Below are 18,725 nucleotides of genomic sequence, written 5' to 3'. Positions count from 1 at the left end.
GCTTCACTTCGGCTTGCGCGCGGCGTACCAGTCCAGGAGTTCGGGGACGTCGACGGCCGTGGGGGCCACCACCGTGGACACCTCGGCGCCCTGGAACAGTTTCTTGATCGGCACTTCCAGTTTCTTGCCGGTGCGAGTATGCGGAATGCCGGGTGCCGCGATGATTTCGTCCGGCACGTGTCGCGGGGACACTTCGGCGCGAATGGTCGCATTGATGCGGGATCGCAGCTCGTCGGTCAATTCGGTCCCGGGGGTCAGCACCACGAACAACGGCATCCAGTAGCCGCCGTCCGGTTGTTCGGCGCCGATGACCAGTGCCTCGGCGATTTCCGGTATGCGTTCCACCGCCTGATAGATATCGGCGCTGCCCATCCGGATGCCCTGCCGGTTCAGGGTGGAATCGGAGCGGCCGTGCACCACGATGCTGCCGTGTTCGGTAATGGTGATCCAGTCGCCGTGCCGCCATACACCGGGGAACATCTCGAAATAGGCGTCGCGATAGCGGGAGCCGTCGGGATCGTTCCAGAAGGACACCGGCATGGACGGCATCGGCTTGGTGATGACCAGTTCGCCGACCTCGTCGCGCACCGGATTGCCCTGCTCGTCCCAGGCGTCCAGGGCCACACCGAGGTACGGGGCGGACAGCTCGCCGGGCCAGACGGGCACGGTGCGGACGCCGCCGATGAAGGCGGACACCACATCGGTGCCACCGCTGATCGAGGCCACCGGCACCTGCTCGCCGACATTGTCGCGCAGCCACAGCGAGGACGACGGGGGCAGCGAGGAGCCGGTGATGCCGACCAGCCGGAGGGCGGACAGATCGTGGTCGGTGCGCGGCACGGATCCGGCCTTGGCGCAGGCCAGCACATAGCCGGGGCTGGTGCCGAGGACTGTCGCGCCGGTACGGGAGGCCAACTGCCACAGCGCATCCGGCGTCGGCGCGGCGGGGCTGCCGTCGTAGCAGACGATGGTCGCGCCCACCAGCAGTCCGGCGACCTGGAAGTTCCACATCATCCAGCTCGGGCTGGTGTACCAGAAGAACGTGTCATCGGGACCGATATCCGATTGCACGGCAACGGCTTTGAGGTGCTCGAGCAGGACTCCGCCGTGCCCGTGCACGATGCCCTTGGGCTTGCCGGTGGTGCCGGAGGAGTACAGCACCCACAGCGGGTGCGCGAAATCCACCTCCTCGATCGGGAGCACGACGAACTCGTCACCGGGATCGACGCTCTCCCAGGCCAGGGTGCCGGGCACCTCGAGGCCGAGGCGCGGCACCAGCACGGTCGCGGCCAGCGAGGGCAGTCCGGCGCGCAGGGCGGCGATATCGGCGGTCTTGTCGTGCGCCTTGCCGCCGAACCGATAGCCGTCGGCGGTGACCAGCACCTTCGGTTCCAGCTGCCCGAGCCGGTCGAGCGCGGCCTGGGCGGAGTAGTCCTGGCCGCAGCCGCTCCAGACGGCCCCGATGCTGGCGGTGGCCAGGAAGGCGATGACGGCCTCGGGGATGTTCGGCAGGTACCCGGCGACCCGGTCGCCGGGTCCGACGCCCTGCGCGCGCAGGGTGTGGGCGAAGGCGGCGGCGGTGGCGATCAGTGCGGCCCAGGAGATCTCGGTGATCTCGCCGGTCTCGTCGACGGACAGGATGGCGGGCCGGTCGTCGCGGACCTGCCGCATCACCTGCTCGACGTAGTTCAGCGTGGTGCCCGGGAACCACTGTGCGCCGGGCATTTCCGTGCTCCCGAGCACCTCGTCGGAGCGCTCGCCGAGATCGAAGTAGTCCCAGATCGCGCCCCAGAAGCCGGGCAGGTCGTCCACCGACCACTGCCACAGGGCTCGATAGTCCGGCAGGGACAGCCCGGTGCGCTTCTCGACGAACAGCGCGAAGCTGGTCACCTGTGCCTCGGCGATGTCCTGATCGCTCGGCACCCACTGTGGTTCCACCGCAATACCTCCTACGACGCGAATCCCGCGCTGCCGGCCGTGGCGGCCCGCTGCACGATTCGCTCGGCATGCCGGATGACCGGCATGTCCACCATGCGCCCCTCGAAGGTGAAGACACCCCGATGGTTCGGCGCTTCCGCCAATAGTCTGCGCGCCCAGTCGACTTCGCCGGGCGTCGGCGCGTAGGCGGTCCGGATGACCGGCACCTGGCTGGGGTGGATGGCCACCTTGGCGTCGAAGCCGATGGCGACCGCGTCCTCCGATTCGGCCGCCAGCCCGGTCAGATCCGGAATATCCAGGTACACCGAGTCCAGCGCGAACTTGCCGTACGCCTTGGCGGCCAGCAGGGATTGGGAACGCACGTGCCGCGCCACATCCCGGTAGCCGCCGTCGGCGTGCCGGCTGGAGTTGCCGCCGAGCGCGGCGACCAGATCCTCCGCGCCCCACATGACGCCGATGGCATTGCGCACCATGACCGCCCGCCCGACCGCGAGCGCGCCCAGCGGGGATTCGATGAGCGCGATCACCTCGTAGTCGGTCAGCCGCGTGATCTGTTCGGCGGATTCGCATTTGGGCAGCATGATGCGCCGGTACTCGGTGCGCGCCAGGGCGTCCAGGTCGAGCATGTGCTCGAAGGTGCCCGCGGCATTGACGCGGACGACGGTGCGTTCGGGGTCCAGCGGGGTGGCGATGAGCGCCTCGCGGGCCGCCGCCTTGTCGGCCTCGGCGACGCCGTCCTCGAGGTCGAGGATGACCACGTCGGCCGCGGCGAGGGCCTTGCCGTAGCGCTCGGGCCGGTCCGCGGGGCAGAAAAGCCAAGCGGGGCCGGGCATTTCCCAACTCATGCGGGCGCCTCCAGCGGGCTGGATGTCGGACTCCGTCGGACAAGGGTTTTGCGGGCGGCGGTGGCCACGATGTCGCCGTGCTGATTGCGCCCGGTGTGCGCGAAGGTCACGATGCCCTCGCCCGGGCGGCTCTTGGATTCCCGCAGGTCGGTCACCACGGTCTCGGCGTACAGGGTGTCGCCGTGGAAGAGCGGCTTGGGGAAGGCGATCTCGGAGAAGCCGAGGTTGGCCACGATGGTGCCCTGGGTCAGCTGCGCCACCGACAGGCCCACCAGCGTGGACAGCGTGAACATGGAGTTCACCAGCCGCTGGTGGAACGGTGGCAGCGCGTCGGAGAACGCCGCGTCCAGGTGCAGGGCCTGGGTGTTCATGGTCAGCGTCGTGAACAGCACATTGTCGGCCTCGGTGATGGTACGGCCGGGCCGGTGCTCGTACACCACGCCGATCTCGAACTCGTCGAACCACAAGCCGCGCTGGACGACCCGCTTCACCTCGGCGGTGCCCATTTGTCGCTCGCTCACAGGCCGAGCTCCCGACCGATCAGCATCAACTGCACCTCCGTGGTGCCCTCACCGATTTCCAGGATCTTGCTGTCGCGATAGTGCCGCGCCACAGCATATTCGTTCATGAAGCCGTAGCCGCCGAAGATCTGCGTGGCGTCGCGGGCATTGTCCATGGCGGCCTCGCTGGCGACCAGCTTGGCGATGGCGGCCTGCTTCTTGAAAGGCTTGCCGGACAGCATGAGCGCGGCCGCGTCGTAGTAGGCGGTGCGGGCCATGTGGGCGCGCGCCTCCATGCGGGCGATCTTGAAGGCGATGGCCTGGTTGCTGCCGATGGCGCGGCCGAAGGCCTCGCGCTCCTTGGCGTAGCGCACGCTCTCGTCCACGCAGCCCTGCGCCGCGCCGACCGACAGCGCCGCGATGGCGATCCGGCCCTCGTCGAGGATGCGCAGGAAGTTGGCGTAGCCGCGGCCGCGCTCGCCGAGCAGGTTCTCGGCGGGCACCCGGACGTCGTCGAAGCTGAGCGGGTGGGTGTCGGAGGCGTTCCAGCCGACCTTGTTGTAGGCGGGTTCGGCGGTGAAGCCGGGAGTGTCGGTCGGCACGATGATCGTCGAGATCTCCTTCTTGCCGTCCACTCCCCCGGTGACCGCGGTGACCGTCACCAGCCGGGTGATGTCGGTGCCCGAGTTGGTGATGAACTGCTTGGAGCCGTTGATGATCCAGCTGTCGCCGTCCAGCCGCGCGGTGGTGCGGGTGCCGCCCGCGTCACTGCCCGCGCCGGGCTCGGTGAGGCCGAACGCGCCCAGCGCGCGCCCGCTGGCCAGCAGCGGCAGCCACTCCGCCCTCTGCTTGTCGTTGCCGAAGCGGTAGATCGGCATGGCGCCCAGGGAGACACCGGCCTCCAGGGTGATGGCCACGCTCTGGTCGACCTTGCCGAGCTCCTCGAGGGCCAGGCACAGCGCGAAGTAGTCGCCGCCCATGCCGCCGAACTCCTCCGGGAACGGCAGGCCGAACAGGCCCATGTCGGCCATGCCCGAGACCACCTCGTAGGGGAAGCTGTGCTCGGCGTCGTGCTTGGCGGCGACCGGGGCCACCACCTGGTTGGCGAAATCGCGGACGGTGAGGGCGAGTTCGCGGTACTCGTCCGGCAGGGTTCCGGTGGACAGGAAATCGGTCATGACTGGGTGTTCTCCTCGGCGATGATGCGAGCCAGCGGCTGTTCGAGTTTCACCTGCGTGCCCGGCTCGACCAGCAGTTCGACGCGGCCGGCAATGGGTGCGGTGAGGGTGTGTTCCATCTTCATGGCCTCCACGACCACGATGGGCGTGCCCACGGCGACGATCTCGCCGTCGGCGGCCGGGGTGGCGATGACCGAACCCGGCATGGGGCTCTGGATCTCGGCATCGCCGACATGGGCGTCACCGCCGCGGACATCGGCCTCGGCGACCTCGCGCAGCAGCGCGGTGCCGGTGCGGTCGGCGACCCAGATCTGACCGGACCCGGTGGCGACGCGGAAGCGGGTGCGCAGGCCGTCGAGGGCCAGCATCAGCGAGTCACCGTCGGATTCCACTGTCAAGACGTGCTTTTCGCCGCCCTCGACCCAGGCCGTCGCCTGCTCCGGGGTCCCGGACAGGTACACGTGGGCGGTGCGGTCGCCGCCGATGAGGCGGATGCCGACGGGTGCGTGCGCGCCGACCCGCCAGCCGGTGGGCTGCTGCCACGGATCGACCGGGGCGGCCGGCCAGCGGCGCAGCCAGAGTTCGGCCGCGGCGGCGATGAACTGCTCGTCGCTGACCGGTTCGGGCGCGAAGTCCACGGCGCGGCGGTCCAGCAGACCGGTATCCAGCTGTCCCGCACGGACATCCGGGTCGGCGAGCAGGAAGCGCGTGAAATCGGTATTGGTGCGCACGCCCAGGATCTGCGTGTCCCGCAGGGCCGCATCGAGTTTGGCGATGGCGGCGGTGCGGTCGGCGGCGTGGGCGATGACCTTGGACAGCATCGGGTCGTAGTCGCTGCCGACCACGGTGCCGGCACGCAGGCCCGAATCCACCCGCACGCCGGGGCCTTCCGGCTCCGACAGTGCGAGCACGGTGCCGCCGGTGGGCAGGAAGTCGCGGCCCGGGTCCTCGGCGTAGACGCGCGCCTCGATGGCGTGGCCGGTGAGCCGGATGTCGTCCTGCGCGGCCGCCAGCTTCTGCCCGGCCGCGATGCGCACCTGGCATTCCACCAGATCGACACCGGTGACCAGCTCGGTCACGGGGTGCTCGACCTGCAGGCGGGTGTTCATCTCCATGAAGAAGAACTCGTCCGGCTGGTCGGCGGAGACGATGAACTCGACCGTGCCCGCGCCGACATAGTCGACACTGCGCGCGGTATTGCAGGCGGCCGCGCCGATCCGGGCGCGGGTCTGCGGATCCAGCAGCGGCGAGGGCGCCTCCTCGATCACCTTCTGGTGGCGGCGCTGCAGGCTGCACTCGCGCTCGCCCAGGTGCAGCACGTGGCCGAACTGGTCGGCCAGGATCTGCACCTCGATGTGCCGGGGGCGGGTGACGAAGCGCTCCAGGAACAGGGTGTCGTCGCCGAAGGCCGCGCCGGCCTCGCGGCGGGCGCTGACCAGGGCGGCGGGCAGGTCGGCCGGATCGTCGACCCGGCGCATGCCCTTGCCGCCGCCACCGGCGGACGGCTTCACCAGCACCGGGTAGCCGATCTCCGTTGCGGCGTCGATCAATTCGGCGTCGGTGAGGCCGGGCTTGGCGATGCCGGGCACCACCGGCACGCCGTATTCGGCCACCGCGTTCTTGGCGGTGATCTTGTCGCCCATCACCTCGATGGCGCGGGCGGACGGGCCCAGGAAGGCGATGCCCGCGGCCTCGAGTGCGGCCGCGAAGGCCGAATTCTCCGACAGGAAGCCGTATCCCGGGTGTACGGCCTGCGCGCCGGAGCGCACGGCGGCCGCGACCACCTTGTCGATGCTGAGGTAGGACTCGCGCGCGGGGGCCGGGCCGAGGCGAACCGCGGTATCGGCCTCACGCACATGGCGGGCGTCGGCGTCGGCGTCGCTGTAGACCGCGACCGATCGAATCCCCATGGCGCGCAGGGTGCGAATGACCCGCACCGCGATCTCGCCGCGATTGGCGACCAGCACGGTGTCGAAGGCGACGGGTTGCGCTTTGTCGGAGACAAAGGAGGACATCGTGTTCATCAAGGTCATCACATCCGGAAGACGCCGTAGGAGACGGGCTCGAGCGGGGCCTGCGCGCAGACCGAGAGGGCCAGGCCGACAACGGTTCTGGTGTCGGCGGGGTCGATGACGCCATCGTCCCAGAGGCGGGCCGTGGAGTAGTACGGGTTGCCCTGGTATTCGTACTGCTCCCGGATCGGGGCCTTGAACGCCTCGAGGTCCGCCTCGGACTGGTCACCGCGCACGGTGGCCAGCACGGAGGCCGCCTGCTCGCCGCCCATGACCGAGATGCGGGCATTGGGCCACATCCACAGGAAGCGCGGCGAATACGCGCGCCCGCACATGGAGTAGTTGCCCGCGCCGTAGGAGCCGCCGATGACCACGGTCAGCTTGGGCACGCGGGCGCACGCCACCGCGGTCACCATCTTGGCGCCGTGCTTGGCGATGCCGCCCGCCTCGTAGTCGCGCCCGACCATGAACCCGGTGATGTTCTGCAGGAACAGCAGCGGGATCTGGCGCTTGTCGCACAGTTCGATGAAATGCGCGCCCTTCATGGCGGATTCGCTGAACAGCACGCCATTGTTGGCGACGATGCCGACCGGGTGGCCGTGGATGCGGGCGAAGCCGGTGACCAGCGTCTTGCCGTATTCGGCCTTGAATTCCTGGAATTCGCCGCCGTCCACCATGCGGGTGATGACCTCGCGGACGTCGTACGGGGTGCGCAGGTCCACCGGGACCACGTCGTACAGCTCGTCCTGCGGCGCAATGGGATCCACGGTCGGCGCGACATCCCACGGGGTCGGGGTCTTCGGGCCGAGGGTGGCCACGATATTGCGCACGATGCGCAGCGCGTCCTGATCGCTCTCGGCCAGGTGGTCGGTGACACCCGAGGTGCGCGAGTGCAGATCGCCGCCGCCCAGCTCCTCGGCGGTGACCACCTCACCGGTGGCCGCCTTCACCAGCGGCGGGCCGCCCAGGAAGATGGTGCCCTGATTGCGCACGATGACGGTCTCGTCGCTCATGGCGGGCACGTACGCGCCACCGGCGGTGCAGGAGCCGAGCACCGCGGAGATCTGCGCGATGCCCTTGGCGCTCATGTTCGCCTGGTTGTAGAAGATGCGGCCGAAGTGCTCGCGATCGGGGAACACCTCGTCCTGACGGGGCAGGTAGGCGCCGCCGGAGTCGACCAGGTAGATGCACGGCAGGTTGTTCTGCAGCGCCACCTCCTGGGCGCGCAGGTGCTTCTTGACCGTCATCGGGTAGTAGGTGCCGCCCTTGACCGTCGCGTCATTGGCGATGATCACGCACTCGCGCCCGGAGACGCGGCCGATGCCGCCGATCACGCCCGCGCCGGGTGACTCGTCGTCGTACATGCCGTTGGCCGCCAGTGGCGACAGCTCCAGGAACGGGCTGCCGGTGTCCAGCAGCTGGTCCACCCGCTGGCGCGGCAGCAGCTTGCCGCGCGCCAGGTGCCGTTCCCGGGCCCGCTCCGGCCCGCCCAGCGCGCTGCCGGCCAGCCGCTCCCGCAGCTCGTCGACCAGCGCCAGATGCGTGGCCCGGTTCCCGGTCCGTGTGCCTTCGGTCAGCGTCATCCGCTCCGCCTCCCCGTGCGGCCGATCCGGCCGCTCGGTTAGTCACCAATAACTGGAAAATAAGATAATCTTCACTAACTGAGTTGTCCAGCACCGGCGAGAGGGAGCCACGGTGAACACTGCGGAAACCGTCACGCTCACCCGTCGTGAGCAGCTCAAAGCCCAGCGTAGGCAGCAGCTGCTGGACGCGGGGGCGCGGCTCATCGCCGATCGCGGATTCCTGGGCATGCGGCTCGACGACCTGGGCGCGGCGGCCGGGATCAGCGGGCCCGCGGTGTATCGGCACTTCCCCAACAAGGAGGCGCTGCTGGTCGAGCTGCTGGTCGGCATCAGTCAGCGGCTGCTCGACGGCGGCCAGGCCGTGGCCGAGCAGGCGGCGTCGCCGCGGGAGGCGCTGAGCGGGCTGGTGGATTTCCACCTCGACTTCGCCCTCGGCGAGCCCGAGCTCATCCGGATCCAGGATCGCGACCTGGAGAACCTGCCGGAGTCCGCGCGCCGTCAGGTGCGGCGCACCCAGCGGCAGTACGTGGAGGTCTGGGTGGCGGTGCTGCGTGAACTGCGGCCGGAGCTACCCGAGCAGGCGGCGCGTGTGCAGGCGCACGCGACTTTCGGCCTGATCAACTCCACGCCGCACAGCGCGCCGGCCAGCGCGACCCGCGCGCGGCCGGTGCTGCGGCGCATGGCGCTCGCGGCTCTGGGGTGAGGTCGGCACCAGGTCGAAACCAGCGCTGAGCTGAATTCCGCTGGCGCGGTACAGATGTGGCGCAGGCGACCACGTCCCGGCGCGGGCACTCGCGGTGGCGGGCCGAATCTCCCCGAGCGCGGGCGGGGACGGTGGCGGGGGGGGGGGGTTGTGGGCGCCCCGCCCCCGGTGGTTGTTTTTTCTGGGGCCGCCCCGCGGGCCGGGGGCGGGGGGGGCGGGGGCCGGGGGGGGGGGGCGGGGGGGGGGGGGGGGGCGGGGGGGGCGCCCCCCCCCCCCCCCCCCCCCGCCACTGTGTTTTTCAGTTTTTCGAACCCGTGATCCGGGTCTGGGCCGCGGCCAGGCGGGCGGCGAATTCCGGGGATTCGAGGGAGGCCAGCTGCGGCACCACCTCGGTGTTCACCGCCTCGGCGTGGGCGGCCAGGGCGCGGGTGGCGCGCATGGTGCGCTTGGTGGTGATGAGCAGCTCGCGCGGGACTTCCGCGGTGGCGGAGGCGAATTCGACGGCGGCGGCCACCAGGGCGGCATGATCGCCGTCGACGACGCGGTGCACCAGACCGGCCTGCGCGGCGGCCTGCGCGTCGAGCACCTCACCGAACAGCGTCATGGCCGTGGCCTGCTGCGGACCGACCGCACGCTGCAGCATCCAGGTCATGCCGCCGCCCGGGTGGATGCCCAGACGCAGGAAGCGAGCATCGAAGCGCGCCTTGGGATTCGCGAATCGCACGTCCGCGGCCAGGGCCAGGTTCAGGCCCGCGCCGACCGCCGCGCCGCCGACCGCCGCGACGGTGGGCAGCTTGCAGCGCGCCACCGCCAGGAAGCCCTCGTAGATGGCCCGCAGGCCCTCCTCTTTCGCCTCACCCAGGGCGGTCAGGTTCGCGCCCGCGCAGAAGGCCGGGGGCGTGCCGGTGACCACCAGCGCGTGTACCGAGTCGTCGGCCTCCGCGTCCGCCACCGCGTCCGCGAGATCGGCGGACAGGTCCAGCGTCAACGCATTCCGCTTGTCCGGGTCGTGCACCGTTACGAGCGCCACTGAGTTCAGGCGCTCCACCTTGATCTCCGCCATGGCCCAGATGGTAACCCGCGTCACCGCCCGCCCAACTCGCGCTCCGCGGTTCGCAACACCATGACGAAGCCACCGCGCACCACCGGCAGGAAGATCCGCGTCCACAGCGGCGCGAGCACGGGCGCGGCGATCTCGAAGGTGGACGACCAGCGCACCCGGGTGCCGGACGCGACCGGCGCGCAGGTGATGGAACCCTCCTGATGCCGCAGCGGCGGAACGGAATTCAGCAATCGGTAGCGCATGAGGCGGGGCGGATCGTATTCCACGATCTCCTCGGTGAGGCGCAGCAGCGGGGTCACCACCAGGCGCACCGCGCCCGCGCCGTTGCCCGCGGTATCGCCGGGACGCACCAGGGTGACGCGGCGAACCATCGGGACCCGTTGGTAATTGGTGACATCGGTGAGCCAGTCGAAGACGTCGGGCGGTGCTGCCGCGATGGTGCGTTCGACATCGACCGTGCGCATGCCGGCTCCGTTCTGATGGACGCGGATCCTGTGGGCAGCCTACGAGATCGGCGGCGCGGCGTGGACGGAAATGCCTGGTGACTACCATTGCGAATATGACCGTCGAGGAGCAGCCGCAGCGCGTGATCCGCCGCCGCCCGAAGAACCGGCGCGCCCAGATCGCCGCCACCTCGGCCGCCGCCTTCGGTTCGCTGGGCTATCACGGCGTCAGCATGGAGGACATCGCCGCGCGGCTCGGCATTTCCTCAGCCGCACTGTATCGCCACTATCCGAGCAAATACGCGCTCTTCCGCGAGGAGTTGCTGCGGCTGGCGCGGCTGACCGCGGAGGCCGCCACCCCGCCGGACGAGTCCGAGGGCCTGTCCCCGCGCGAGCGGCTGGACCGGGTGCTGGACCGGTTGATCGCCGAGACCATCGCCAATCGCGCCACGGTCACCCTGGTGCGCTGGGAGCGCCGCTACCTCGACGACACCGACCGGCAGACCCTCGAGGAGCAGTTCACCGCGGCGCTGACCACCCTGCGCGGGCTCATCGCGGATGTGCGGCCCGAACTGGACGGGCACAGTCGCGCGGTGCGGGCGGTGTCGATACTCAGCGTCATCTCCAGCATTGGCGACCATCACGCCACGCTGCCCGCGAAATCGCTGACGGCCCTGCTACATTCGGCCTGCGACGCCATCATCGCGACCGAGCTGCCGCCCGAGGGCACTGTCGCCGAGCCGCCGCGGGCGGTGGAGATTCCGCAGAGCTTCAAGCATGAGCTGCTGCTCAAGAAGGCCGTCGAGCTGTTCCACGCGCGCGGCTATCCGAACGTGAGCGTGGAGGACATCGCGGCGGCGGCGGATCTGTCGGCGGCCTCGGCGGTGTACCGCTACTACCGCAGCAAGGGCGATCTGCTGGCCGCCGCGTTCCGGCGGGCGGCGGATCGGGTGTCGGGAGCGATCGGGCCGGCGGTGGCGTCCTCGTCGAGTCCGGCCGAGGCGATGAGCAAGCTGGTGGACCTGTATGTCGCGGGGTCGTTCGCCGAGCGCGAGCTGACCTTCGTGTACTACGCCGAGTTCGGGCACGTCGCGGCCGAGGAGCGCACCATGCTGCGCAATGTGCAGCGGCTCATCGTGACCGAGTGGGTGCGGCTGCTGGTGGCGGTGCGCCCGGAACTGTCCGAGGGCGAGGCGCGCATCCTGGTGCAGGCCGCTTTCGGTCTGGTGGTGGACCTGAGCCGGGAGTTCGGCGGGTATCCGGCGATCTGCCCGCAGCCCAGGGTGATCCGGCTCATGGAGGTCACCCTCTTCGGAGCCGGGACGCCGGAGTCCTGAGGGCTAACCGGCCAGGGTTTTCAGCGGGGTGAACGGCGCGTAATCGCACACGTGCCCTTTGTCCCAGTCCCACAGCGAGATCGGATCGACGGCGACGCCGCTCTGCAGGATGAGCCGCCAGCCGGCGTCCTCCCGCTGCCAGATGTCGCCGTCGCGGTCCCAGTAGAGGCCGATGGTGTTCGGTTCGACCGTGTCACTCCGGCTCATGGTCTTCCTCTCATAGCTACCCGTCAGCGATTGCGGGACTCCGGGCGGCCAGGCTGCGGCGCGCATGATCGCCGCCAGGCACGGCCTCGTAGTCCTCGCTCCTGCTCATTGCGGTCACCATTGGCAATCCCGGTGTAGCCGTCATGCCGAAAAGTATTCGCCGCCACGCTTCCGGGACTCTTTCGTGGTGATTAGGGCTTCTCTTCTGAGCAAATATATTTGCCAAACATTCGCCGATGGTTGAAGCTGCACGCGCGAGTCGAATTCACTCACCGGTTTCCGCCGTTTGCGGCCGCGTCGCGGCGGAATAATTGCTGTCCTATGGTCGAACCGATTCATGTACTCGGCCCGATCCAACTCAGCATAGAAGACCAGTCGGTTGGTTTGGGGGCCATCATGTTACGGACTTCGCCGGCCCGCCTCGCCGCTGCGGGCGACCGCGCCACCAGCGCCGATCGGCTCATCGACGATCTGCGGGAAGACAATCCGCCGCGTAACGGCCTGTGGATGCTGCAAGTGCACATTCGCTATACGAGGGACTTACAGATCTCCGGCTCACTGCGGCGGAAATGCACACGGCGGTGGAACTGGAACGCAATCGGCTCGACCGAGGTCGCCATCGAACTGCGCACCATCTTCGACGCGCATCCCGAACGCGAGGAAATCGCCCGGGTGCTCGCGACCGCGCTATACCGGGCCGGGCAGCAGGCCCTTGCGCCGGCCGCGCTTGCGTACTTGTATCCGGGCGTCGCCGAATACAGCATCGACCCCAGTCCAGCGCGGTGGGCGAGACCTCGCGGGCCGCAGCCCACCACGCCGCCGGGTCCTACCGGACAGGATCAGGGACGTCGTCGATCGTCGATGCGGGAGACCCACGCGGCCGGCAGATCGTCGGAAAGGACCGGTGCGCCGAGAATTTCATCGTCGAGGCCGAACGCGTCCAGCAGCGTCGGTAGCTTGTCGGCGAGGTTGTCGAGGGCCAGGCGGAGCTGCTGCTTGATCGTCTTCACCGCGTCGATGTCGAGCAGGCCGCGGGTGAGATACCAGGTGGCGTGCTGATCGAGGTAGCTCAGTGCGAAAACGTCACGCACGGCGATGATCTCGGGATGATCGGAATACTGGTGGAGCAGCTGCAGCGCCTCTTCGGCGCTGTATGCCTCGGCCAGCTCCAACGCCTCCGGAATGATCGCCAGCCGGGCTTCGAGCCCCGGCGTCGTCAGATAGTGCTGCGCCTCCTCCACGATCGTCAGAGTGCGTGCGCTGAACAGGCTCATGCGGTCGCCGGGATCCGCGCCATCGTGCACGCGGACTTCGGGGACCGGCTTCCCGGCCAGGTGCTTGGCCAGGACGCGACCGGCCACGGAGCCGAGCACATGGCAGTCGCCCTCGCCGGTGATGGCCGCATGACAGACACCGAGATAGTCGGCGACCCGGTTGGCGCTGAACATGCCCTGGGCGGCCATCTTGAGGCGGCTGTTGGTCACGGACTGCAAGGCGTGCGGCTGGATGTAGTGCTTGGCCAGCATCACCGAGACGACGGTGTCACGACTGGTGAGATCGCTGCCCGCGAGCGATGTCTTGATCGCGTTCCCGTAGATCGTGCGGGCGACGGTACCGGCCAGATCGGTGAGCAGGGTATCGCGCACGTGCGGGATATCGGCCATGAGCGGGCTGTCGAACGGTGTCAGCGGCACTACCCGCTTGGAGGCGTAGCGCAGCGCGATGTAGAGCGCGGCACGGGCGGAGGCGTTCAGGCAGGACGAGAGCGCCAAGCGTCCCACGGTGAGCTGGCTGATCGCCGAGGCGAATGCCCGCTTCTGGCTGGTCTCGTCGCGCCAGGTCAGCACGCCGTCGTCGTCGATGGTGGCCAGGTCGTTGCTCAGCCAGGCGCTGCGCTCGACCCGGAGATTGTCGAAGCTGATCACCGAGTTGTCCATGATGACCAGCGGCTGGTGGTCCAGCTGGGTGATCGTCACGCCGGGCGCCGGTTCGCCATCGGCGCCGCGCAGGCGCGCCGTGAACAGATGCACGCCCTGGTCGACGCCCGCCGAGTCGATGTAGCGGGCGCCGACGACGCAAACCCGGGACACCGGGATACCGACGCTCGGCATGAACTTGCGTGCCCGCGGGTTCGGGGTGTTGATCACGAACCCGTCGCCGTCCCAGGTCGCGCGGGTCTGCATGAACTGGATATTGGAGCCGCACCCGTACTCGGTCAGCAGCATGACGCCGATCGCGGAGGCGTCGTCCAGATCCTCCAGATACGGTGCGGCCGAATCGGAATCGGTCAGGGTGGCGAGGCTGCCCGAGGCCAGGTTGTAGTGGCCCGAGATCAGCGGAATCAGGTCCGTCGCCAGCACTGCCGCCCAGTCGAACACCGCGAACAGCTGCGGGAGGCGGGTAGCGACATCGCTGGTACTACCGATCTCCTGGACCAGATATCGCAGCTGGTCGTAGGCGTTCTGCCGGCGCTCCGCCTGGCTCTGCCGCTCCGTGACGAAGTAGTCCGGGTTGCTGAGCACCTTCTGCAACCGCTGGTCGAATGCCAGGTCACCGTGCCGAAGCAGCTCGGCCAGCGATGTCCCTTCCTTGCGCCCGTGCGTATCCATAACCGCCTCCTACTCATTCACGATCCCAGCGGCGATTCGTCCACCACTGGGCATGCGAGACGATCGCTGCCGAACTTCGATGCACCGGGGGCCACCGTTGGCGCACGCTCACACGGGCACCGCGGGGACCGGAAGAAGGGAGCCGGGCGATCACCTGTCAAAAGTTCGACGCACCACACACCTTCACGTGACGTCCCCGCGGCGACGGTCGCCCGATCTGGTCCTGTCGCCGGGGTGGTAGGTGTGTTCGTACCGGTTGGGTAGCAGCGCATACCCGCTGATGAGCCCACATTGCGGCCGCGTCGGACTGCGGCAACACCGTTGCCGCAGAACTACCTTCGACCGACCGTGTCATGGATTGTATTGTTACACAAATCGTGTCGCGGCTCACGGTGAACAATCACAGACCGGGGCCACCATGGGTCCGAGGCGCCGGAAGCTACACCTACACAGCGGGAAACGGCCTAGTAGGCGGGAACACCACGGGCAACTCGGTCAGCGCCCGGTGGAACGGGCCGGGCCGCCACACGAGATCGTCTGCGGCGACCGCCAATTGGACTTCCGGGAGGAAGTCCAGGAGTTGATCGATGACCTCCTGCGCGAGCAGACGCCCGTACGACTGGGCGTGCACGGGGCAGGCGTGATCGCCGGAGCTGAACGCCAGGTTCCATGCGTTGCCGAGGGATTCGCCCGGGTTCAACTCCGGATCGGTATTGCAGGCGGCCATGCTGATGATGACCGGCTGATCGGCCGGCAGCCACACGTTCTCGATCAGGGTGGGCTGCCGCGGGTAGGTGATGCAGTAGTTCGCCATCGGCGGGTCGGTGGCGAGCCGCTCGCCGATCGCGGTGCTCGTCGGCAGCGGAATCCCTTGTACGGCACTGGTGAAGCGGCTGTCGGTCATCATCAGCAGCAGGGTGTTGGCGATGAGATTCAGGGGCGGTTCGACACCTGCCGCGAACAGCAGGACCAGCTGATGCACCATCTCCTCGTCGGACAGCCCGGCGGGATGCTGGACCAGTCTGGTGGTGACGTCGTCGCCGGGCTGAACCCGCTTCAGCGCCGTGAGGTCGAGCAATGCCTCGCCCATGCTCGCGTTCACGGTCTCCGTGTCCACGCCGTCGAACATCGCGGCACTGGCGGCCGCGACGCGCTCACCGATGTCCGGCGGACAGCCGAGTGACTGACAGAAGACGGAGAAGACCAGCGGGAGGGCGTACTGGCTCAGCACGTCGGCCCGTCCGTCCTCGCAGAAGGTGTTGACCACGGGGACCGCGGTGCGCTCCACCATGGATCGCACCGAGTTCAGGTCGATCCCGGCCAGGGCGTCGCTCAGCGCCTTGCGGTAGCGAGTGTGCACCGGGCCGCTGGTGCGGATCGCGTTGGGCCGGTACTCGATCATCGGCATGATCGGGATATCGGCGGGAACGGACCGCTGCCAGGCACTCGGATCGGCCGGAAAATGAGTGGAGTCGTTGAGAATACGCACCGCGGTCGCGTATTTGACGACCAGGGTCGCGGGTACTCCCGGCCAGATCTCGACCGGCACCAGCGCGCCATAGTCGCTGCGCATCCGACGGTAGTACCCGTGGGGATCGGCGGCGAATTCCGGGCTGTAGATCGGGATTCGCGGACCCATGTCCTCGACCGGCGACTTCGAGCTGGCGGTAGCACCCTGTTGCGTGTGCTGCGGATACACGTAGTCTCCTTGGAATCGGTTGCGGCAGAATAGTACCCAAGGCAGCGTCGGCCCCCAAGGGCCCGCAGGTCAGAAACTGCCGGTTAACGAGGTTTCGGGCGGGTTACACAAATCGGGCCGGAAGGCGTTGTGCCCATGAGAATTATGGCGAAGATCGCTGCTGTCGTCGCGGGGGCGGCAGTGCCGTCGATGGGAACGGCGCAGGCTGCGCCGGATACCGGGCCCGGAACCCGGACACTGCCGGCCGGGGACACCATCGAGCCGGCCATCGATTGCGCGCCGACCGCTGCGCACCCGGATCCGGTGGTGGTGCTGCCCGGCGGGGACGGCAGTCCGGAACAGACCGCCGCGCAATGGGACACCATGGTCGGGGCGCTACGCGGCGCCGGAGCCGGTGGATCACTCGCTGATCCGATCCAGCACCGAAACCGCGGGCCGGGTCCTGTAGCAACTGCAACGCTGACCGGCTGCGATTCCGGGTATCGCTCTCACACCTGGTGATTCACCGGTAGTCCCGCGGCGGCGAAGCCGTGGACGAGGGCCGCTATGGCGAACTCGAAACGGGTGTGATCATCGGTGCCCGCGCCGGTGCGTGCCGCCTGCAGGATCAGCGGGAATTCCTCGGGCTCGAGGCTTTTCAGGTAGTCGACCGATCCGGGATCGCCCGCCTCGTTGACGAGGGCCGTACGGGCTTCGGAATTGGCGTGGGCCACCACGAACAGGGTGAGCGCGTTCAGGGCGTCGAGGGCGGGGCCGAGGTCGAAACCTGCCTCCACCAATAGTTTCAGGCCGCGTTCGGCGGTCTGCAGGGTCTTCGGGGTCACCGCGGGCCGGGTCGCGATCAGCGGCAGCGCGCCGGGATGCGCGAGCAGTGCGGTCCGCAGGGCGCGGGCGTAGTCGACGAGGACCGATTGCCAAGGGCCGTCGGTGAATCCGGCGTCGGCCTCGGACATGACGCGCTCGACCATGCCGTCGAGCAGGGCGTCCTTGTTCGGGACGTAGTGGTACAGGGTCATGGCCTCCACGCCGAGTTCGGCGCCGAGCTTACGCATGGACAGCGCGGCCAGGCCGTCCCGATCGGCGAAGGCGAGTGCCGCGTCGAGCACCTGCTCGCGGGAAATGCCTGCTCGTTCGGCCCGGGTGCGCTTGGCGGCCATCGGTCTTCCTTTCAGCGTTGACAACTCTTACGTCGTAAGTGAATCATAGTCCACAGCAACGAACTCTTACGACGTAAGAGTCATCGGAAAGGGAGGAAACGCATGACCACCACCACCGTCGCCGACAACAAGACCGTCATCACCGCGTTCATCGACGCGCTCAACCACGGCCTCGAGGGTGGGACCGAGTGGGTCCGTTACCTGTCCCCGCAGGTGATCGACCACAACAGGGTGATCTTCGGGGAGGAGGACGCACCGGGCGCCGCCATCGAGGGCTTCCGTCAGCAGCTCGCGGCCTTCAGTGCCATCGACAAGCCACAAGGCAGTGCCATCGACGAGCAGGAGAGCGGAATCCTGGTGCAGGAGTTGATCGGTGAGGACGATCGGATCGTGGCGCGGCTACGGGTGATCGGCCGCCACACCGGCGCGCATGCCCGGATGCCGGAGCCGACCGGACGCACCTGCGACGTCGAGCAGATCTGGATCTTCACCCTGACCGACTCGCGCATCAGCGAGATCCGCGCGGTCAGCGACCGGCTGGGCATGTTTCTTCAGCTGGGCTGGGACTGGCCGGCCGTCGACTGAGCGCCGACGGCCGGGAGTCATGACCCCGGGGCCGCCAGGACCGGAATGTCCTGGCGGCCTTCACACCTGGCCGACCGCTACGCAGTGGTCTGCGGCGGGAAGGTGTACGAGGAGCCGGTGCCCAACGCCTTCGCCATCATCGCGAAGAGGTCGTTGATTGCACTGCCGCTGAACATCGCGCCTCCTAGACGACCGGCGGCGTGGTGGTGCCCGCGCCCGGCTGGGTGATCGACGTCGACGATCCAGAAGTCACGAGGTGAGCGAAGGCCAGCAGGAGGTCGGTGAAGCCACTGCCCGTGTAGATAGGCATGGGGTGAATCCTTTCGAGATTGTTTTCTTCAGTGCGAATCTCTTCGCGTAGCGGCAGTGCGAATTACTTCGCGTTGCGGCGCTTGGCCTTCGGGCCCTTGGGGTTGTAGCTCGCGGTGGAACCAGCGCCGAGGAACTGCAGCACCTGGGTCATCAGGGCGCCGATGTCGACGGTGGTTCCGCCACCGGTGGGGGGAGGAGTGGTGGTCATGGTGTTTCCCTTTCTTTCACGACGCGGACAGACCCCCTCGATGTGTGGTTTCTTCTCGGGACCGCCGCACGGGGCCGATATGACCCCGGGTCTTGGCTGCGGAACTGGTGTACCGCAGGGCTATTCGGGATCGGCCGCCATCGCCTGAACCAGCGACGCCGGCCGCATATCGGTCCAGTGCGCTTCGACATAGTCCAGGCAGCTCTGCCGGCGGGCCGGACCGTGCGCGACGGTCCAGCCACCGGGGACGGCGGCGAACACCGGCCACAGCGAATGCTGGGCCTCCTCGTTGACAAGTACGTAGAACTGCGCGTTTTCGTCATCGAAGGGATTGCTCATTCGGGTT

Annotated in this window: 19 protein-coding genes and 1 pseudogene; 5 read left to right on the top strand and 15 right to left on the bottom strand. The window is 68.4% G+C overall.

Annotated features, from left to right (window positions below; translation table 11 throughout):
* Positions 1-3: 3 nt before the first annotated feature.
* From ACFXHE_RS37170 to ACFXHE_RS37145, 6 genes are read right to left on the bottom strand one after another with little or no spacing between them, the layout of a single operon-like run.
* The gene (locus ACFXHE_RS37170) at positions 4-1,938 is read right to left on the bottom strand and encodes an acetoacetate--CoA ligase (protein ID WP_379389334.1); all 1,935 of its coding nucleotides are present in this window, start codon (positions 1,936-1,938) and stop codon (positions 4-6) included.
* An 11-nt stretch (positions 1,939-1,949) separates the two neighbouring features.
* Entirely contained in the window at positions 1,950-2,783 is an 834-nt protein-coding gene (locus ACFXHE_RS37165; protein WP_354836428.1) for a CoA ester lyase, read from the bottom strand.
* On the bottom strand, positions 2,780-3,289 hold the full coding sequence (locus ACFXHE_RS37160) for a MaoC family dehydratase (protein ID WP_379389363.1): 510 nt from the start codon (positions 3,287-3,289) through the stop codon (positions 2,780-2,782). Before ACFXHE_RS37160 ends, ACFXHE_RS37165 begins: the two co-directional genes overlap by 4 nt.
* A gap of 11 nt (positions 3,290-3,300) precedes the next feature.
* Positions 3,301-4,461, bottom strand: coding sequence for an acyl-CoA dehydrogenase family protein (locus tag ACFXHE_RS37155; RefSeq protein ID WP_379389332.1), 1,161 nt, complete (start codon positions 4,459-4,461; stop codon positions 3,301-3,303).
* The gene (locus ACFXHE_RS37150; protein ID WP_379389330.1) at positions 4,458-6,485 is read right to left on the bottom strand and encodes a biotin carboxylase N-terminal domain-containing protein; all 2,028 of its coding nucleotides are present in this window, start codon (positions 6,483-6,485) and stop codon (positions 4,458-4,460) included. Before ACFXHE_RS37150 ends, ACFXHE_RS37155 begins: the two co-directional genes overlap by 4 nt.
* Positions 6,486-6,493: 8 nt before the next feature.
* On the bottom strand, positions 6,494-8,056 hold the full coding sequence (locus ACFXHE_RS37145; RefSeq protein WP_379389328.1) for a carboxyl transferase domain-containing protein: 1,563 nt from the start codon (positions 8,054-8,056) through the stop codon (positions 6,494-6,496).
* Between the two features lie 112 nt (positions 8,057-8,168).
* On the opposite strand from ACFXHE_RS37145, the gene ACFXHE_RS37140 reads away from it, so the two are divergent.
* Positions 8,169-8,759, top strand: a complete 591-nt coding sequence (locus ACFXHE_RS37140) for a TetR/AcrR family transcriptional regulator (RefSeq protein WP_379389326.1) — start codon at positions 8,169-8,171, stop codon at positions 8,757-8,759.
* Between the two features lie 298 nt (positions 8,760-9,057).
* Here ACFXHE_RS37140 and ACFXHE_RS37135 read toward each other — a convergent pair whose 3' ends face one another.
* Both ACFXHE_RS37135 and ACFXHE_RS37130 read right to left on the bottom strand, forming a co-directional pair.
* Complete coding sequence (locus ACFXHE_RS37135; RefSeq protein ID WP_379389324.1) at positions 9,058-9,822, bottom strand: enoyl-CoA hydratase; 765 nt, start codon at positions 9,820-9,822, stop codon at positions 9,058-9,060.
* Positions 9,823-9,842: 20 nt separating this feature from the next.
* Positions 9,843-10,286 carry an SRPBCC family protein gene (locus ACFXHE_RS37130; protein WP_379389323.1) on the bottom strand — a complete coding sequence of 148 codons (444 nt, stop codon included), beginning with the start codon at positions 10,284-10,286 and terminating at the stop codon, positions 9,843-9,845.
* Positions 10,287-10,381: 95 nt separating this feature from the next.
* Between ACFXHE_RS37130 and ACFXHE_RS37125 the strand changes: the two genes are divergently transcribed.
* Complete coding sequence (locus tag ACFXHE_RS37125; RefSeq protein ID WP_379389361.1) at positions 10,382-11,602, top strand: TetR/AcrR family transcriptional regulator; 1,221 nt, start codon at positions 10,382-10,384, stop codon at positions 11,600-11,602.
* A 3-nt stretch (positions 11,603-11,605) separates the two neighbouring features.
* On the opposite strand, the gene ACFXHE_RS37120 is transcribed toward ACFXHE_RS37125, so the two are convergent.
* Complete coding sequence (locus ACFXHE_RS37120) at positions 11,606-11,809, bottom strand: hypothetical protein (protein WP_364614165.1); 204 nt, start codon at positions 11,807-11,809, stop codon at positions 11,606-11,608.
* A 321-nt stretch (positions 11,810-12,130) separates the two neighbouring features.
* Between ACFXHE_RS37120 and ACFXHE_RS37115 the strand changes: the two are divergent.
* Positions 12,131-12,517 (top strand): annotated as a pseudogene (locus ACFXHE_RS37115) (hypothetical protein); the annotation flags it as partial.
* A 131-nt stretch (positions 12,518-12,648) separates the two neighbouring features.
* Here the strand turns inward: ACFXHE_RS37115 and ACFXHE_RS37110 are convergent.
* Positions 12,649-14,418, bottom strand: coding sequence for a hypothetical protein (locus ACFXHE_RS37110; RefSeq protein WP_379389322.1), 1,770 nt, complete (start codon positions 14,416-14,418; stop codon positions 12,649-12,651).
* A 445-nt stretch (positions 14,419-14,863) separates the two neighbouring features.
* Positions 14,864-16,117, bottom strand: coding sequence for a cytochrome P450 (locus tag ACFXHE_RS37105; protein ID WP_379389321.1), 1,254 nt, complete (start codon positions 16,115-16,117; stop codon positions 14,864-14,866).
* A 135-nt stretch (positions 16,118-16,252) separates the two neighbouring features.
* Here ACFXHE_RS37105 and ACFXHE_RS37100 point away from each other — a divergent pair, with 135 nt between their 5' ends.
* Positions 16,253-16,618 carry a hypothetical protein gene (locus ACFXHE_RS37100; RefSeq protein WP_379389320.1) on the top strand — a complete coding sequence of 122 codons (366 nt, stop codon included), beginning with the start codon at positions 16,253-16,255 and terminating at the stop codon, positions 16,616-16,618.
* On the opposite strand, the gene ACFXHE_RS37095 is transcribed toward ACFXHE_RS37100, so the two are convergent.
* A complete protein-coding gene (locus ACFXHE_RS37095) occupies positions 16,606-17,274 on the bottom strand; it encodes a TetR/AcrR family transcriptional regulator C-terminal domain-containing protein (protein WP_379389319.1) in 669 nt (222 codons plus the stop codon). The genes ACFXHE_RS37100 and ACFXHE_RS37095 overlap by 13 nt on opposite strands.
* A gap of 102 nt (positions 17,275-17,376) precedes the next feature.
* Here ACFXHE_RS37095 and ACFXHE_RS37090 point away from each other — a divergent pair, with 102 nt between their 5' ends.
* A complete protein-coding gene (locus ACFXHE_RS37090; RefSeq protein ID WP_379389318.1) occupies positions 17,377-17,859 on the top strand; it encodes an ester cyclase in 483 nt (160 codons plus the stop codon).
* A gap of 184 nt (positions 17,860-18,043) precedes the next feature.
* Here the strand turns inward: ACFXHE_RS37090 and ACFXHE_RS37085 are convergent, their stop codons facing one another.
* From ACFXHE_RS37085 to ACFXHE_RS37075, 3 genes are all read right to left on the bottom strand, one after another.
* Positions 18,044-18,169, bottom strand: coding sequence for a hypothetical protein (locus ACFXHE_RS37085; protein WP_354836454.1), 126 nt, complete (start codon positions 18,167-18,169; stop codon positions 18,044-18,046).
* A 63-nt stretch (positions 18,170-18,232) separates the two neighbouring features.
* A complete protein-coding gene (locus ACFXHE_RS37080) occupies positions 18,233-18,379 on the bottom strand; it encodes a hypothetical protein (protein WP_157184737.1) in 147 nt (48 codons plus the stop codon).
* Positions 18,380-18,499: 120 nt separating this feature from the next.
* On the bottom strand, positions 18,500-18,718 hold the full coding sequence (locus ACFXHE_RS37075; protein ID WP_354836456.1) for an MbtH family protein: 219 nt from the start codon (positions 18,716-18,718) through the stop codon (positions 18,500-18,502).
* Positions 18,719-18,725 lie beyond the last annotated feature (7 nt).

It is taken from the genome of Nocardia sp. NPDC059229, assembly GCF_042754165.1.
Classification (GTDB): Bacteria; Actinomycetota; Actinomycetes; order Mycobacteriales; family Mycobacteriaceae; genus Nocardia.
The sequence above is the reverse complement of the archived record's forward strand: the minus strand, read 5'-3'. Positions and strand labels throughout refer to the sequence as shown.

Coding starts and splice junctions, on each gene's coding strand:
- ACFXHE_RS37135 (WP_379389324.1), bottom strand. CDS start 9,822: ATGGCGGAGATCAAGGTGGAGCGCCTGAACTCAGTGGCGCTCGTAACG.
- ACFXHE_RS37100 (WP_379389320.1), top strand. CDS start 16,253: ATGAGAATTATGGCGAAGATCGCTGCTGTCGTCGCGGGGGCGGCAGTG.
- ACFXHE_RS37110 (WP_379389322.1), bottom strand. CDS start 14,418: ATGGATACGCACGGGCGCAAGGAAGGGACATCGCTGGCCGAGCTGCTT.
- ACFXHE_RS37095 (WP_379389319.1), bottom strand. CDS start 17,274: ATGGCCGCCAAGCGCACCCGGGCCGAACGAGCAGGCATTTCCCGCGAG.
- ACFXHE_RS37090 (WP_379389318.1), top strand. CDS start 17,377: ATGACCACCACCACCGTCGCCGACAACAAGACCGTCATCACCGCGTTC.
- ACFXHE_RS37080 (WP_157184737.1), bottom strand. CDS start 18,379: ATGACCACCACTCCTCCCCCCACCGGTGGCGGAACCACCGTCGACATC.
- ACFXHE_RS37155 (WP_379389332.1), bottom strand. CDS start 4,461: ATGACCGATTTCCTGTCCACCGGAACCCTGCCGGACGAGTACCGCGAA.
- ACFXHE_RS37120 (WP_364614165.1), bottom strand. CDS start 11,809: ATGAGCCGGAGTGACACGGTCGAACCGAACACCATCGGCCTCTACTGG.
- ACFXHE_RS37130 (WP_379389323.1), bottom strand. CDS start 10,286: ATGCGCACGGTCGATGTCGAACGCACCATCGCGGCAGCACCGCCCGAC.
- ACFXHE_RS37075 (WP_354836456.1), bottom strand. CDS start 18,718: ATGAGCAATCCCTTCGATGACGAAAACGCGCAGTTCTACGTACTTGTC.
- ACFXHE_RS37150 (WP_379389330.1), bottom strand. CDS start 6,485: ATGAACACGATGTCCTCCTTTGTCTCCGACAAAGCGCAACCCGTCGCC.
- ACFXHE_RS37125 (WP_379389361.1), top strand. CDS start 10,382: ATGACCGTCGAGGAGCAGCCGCAGCGCGTGATCCGCCGCCGCCCGAAG.
- ACFXHE_RS37165 (WP_354836428.1), bottom strand. CDS start 2,783: ATGAGTTGGGAAATGCCCGGCCCCGCTTGGCTTTTCTGCCCCGCGGAC.
- ACFXHE_RS37160 (WP_379389363.1), bottom strand. CDS start 3,289: ATGGGCACCGCCGAGGTGAAGCGGGTCGTCCAGCGCGGCTTGTGGTTC.
- ACFXHE_RS37085 (WP_354836454.1), bottom strand. CDS start 18,169: ATGCCTATCTACACGGGCAGTGGCTTCACCGACCTCCTGCTGGCCTTC.
- ACFXHE_RS37145 (WP_379389328.1), bottom strand. CDS start 8,056: ATGACGCTGACCGAAGGCACACGGACCGGGAACCGGGCCACGCATCTG.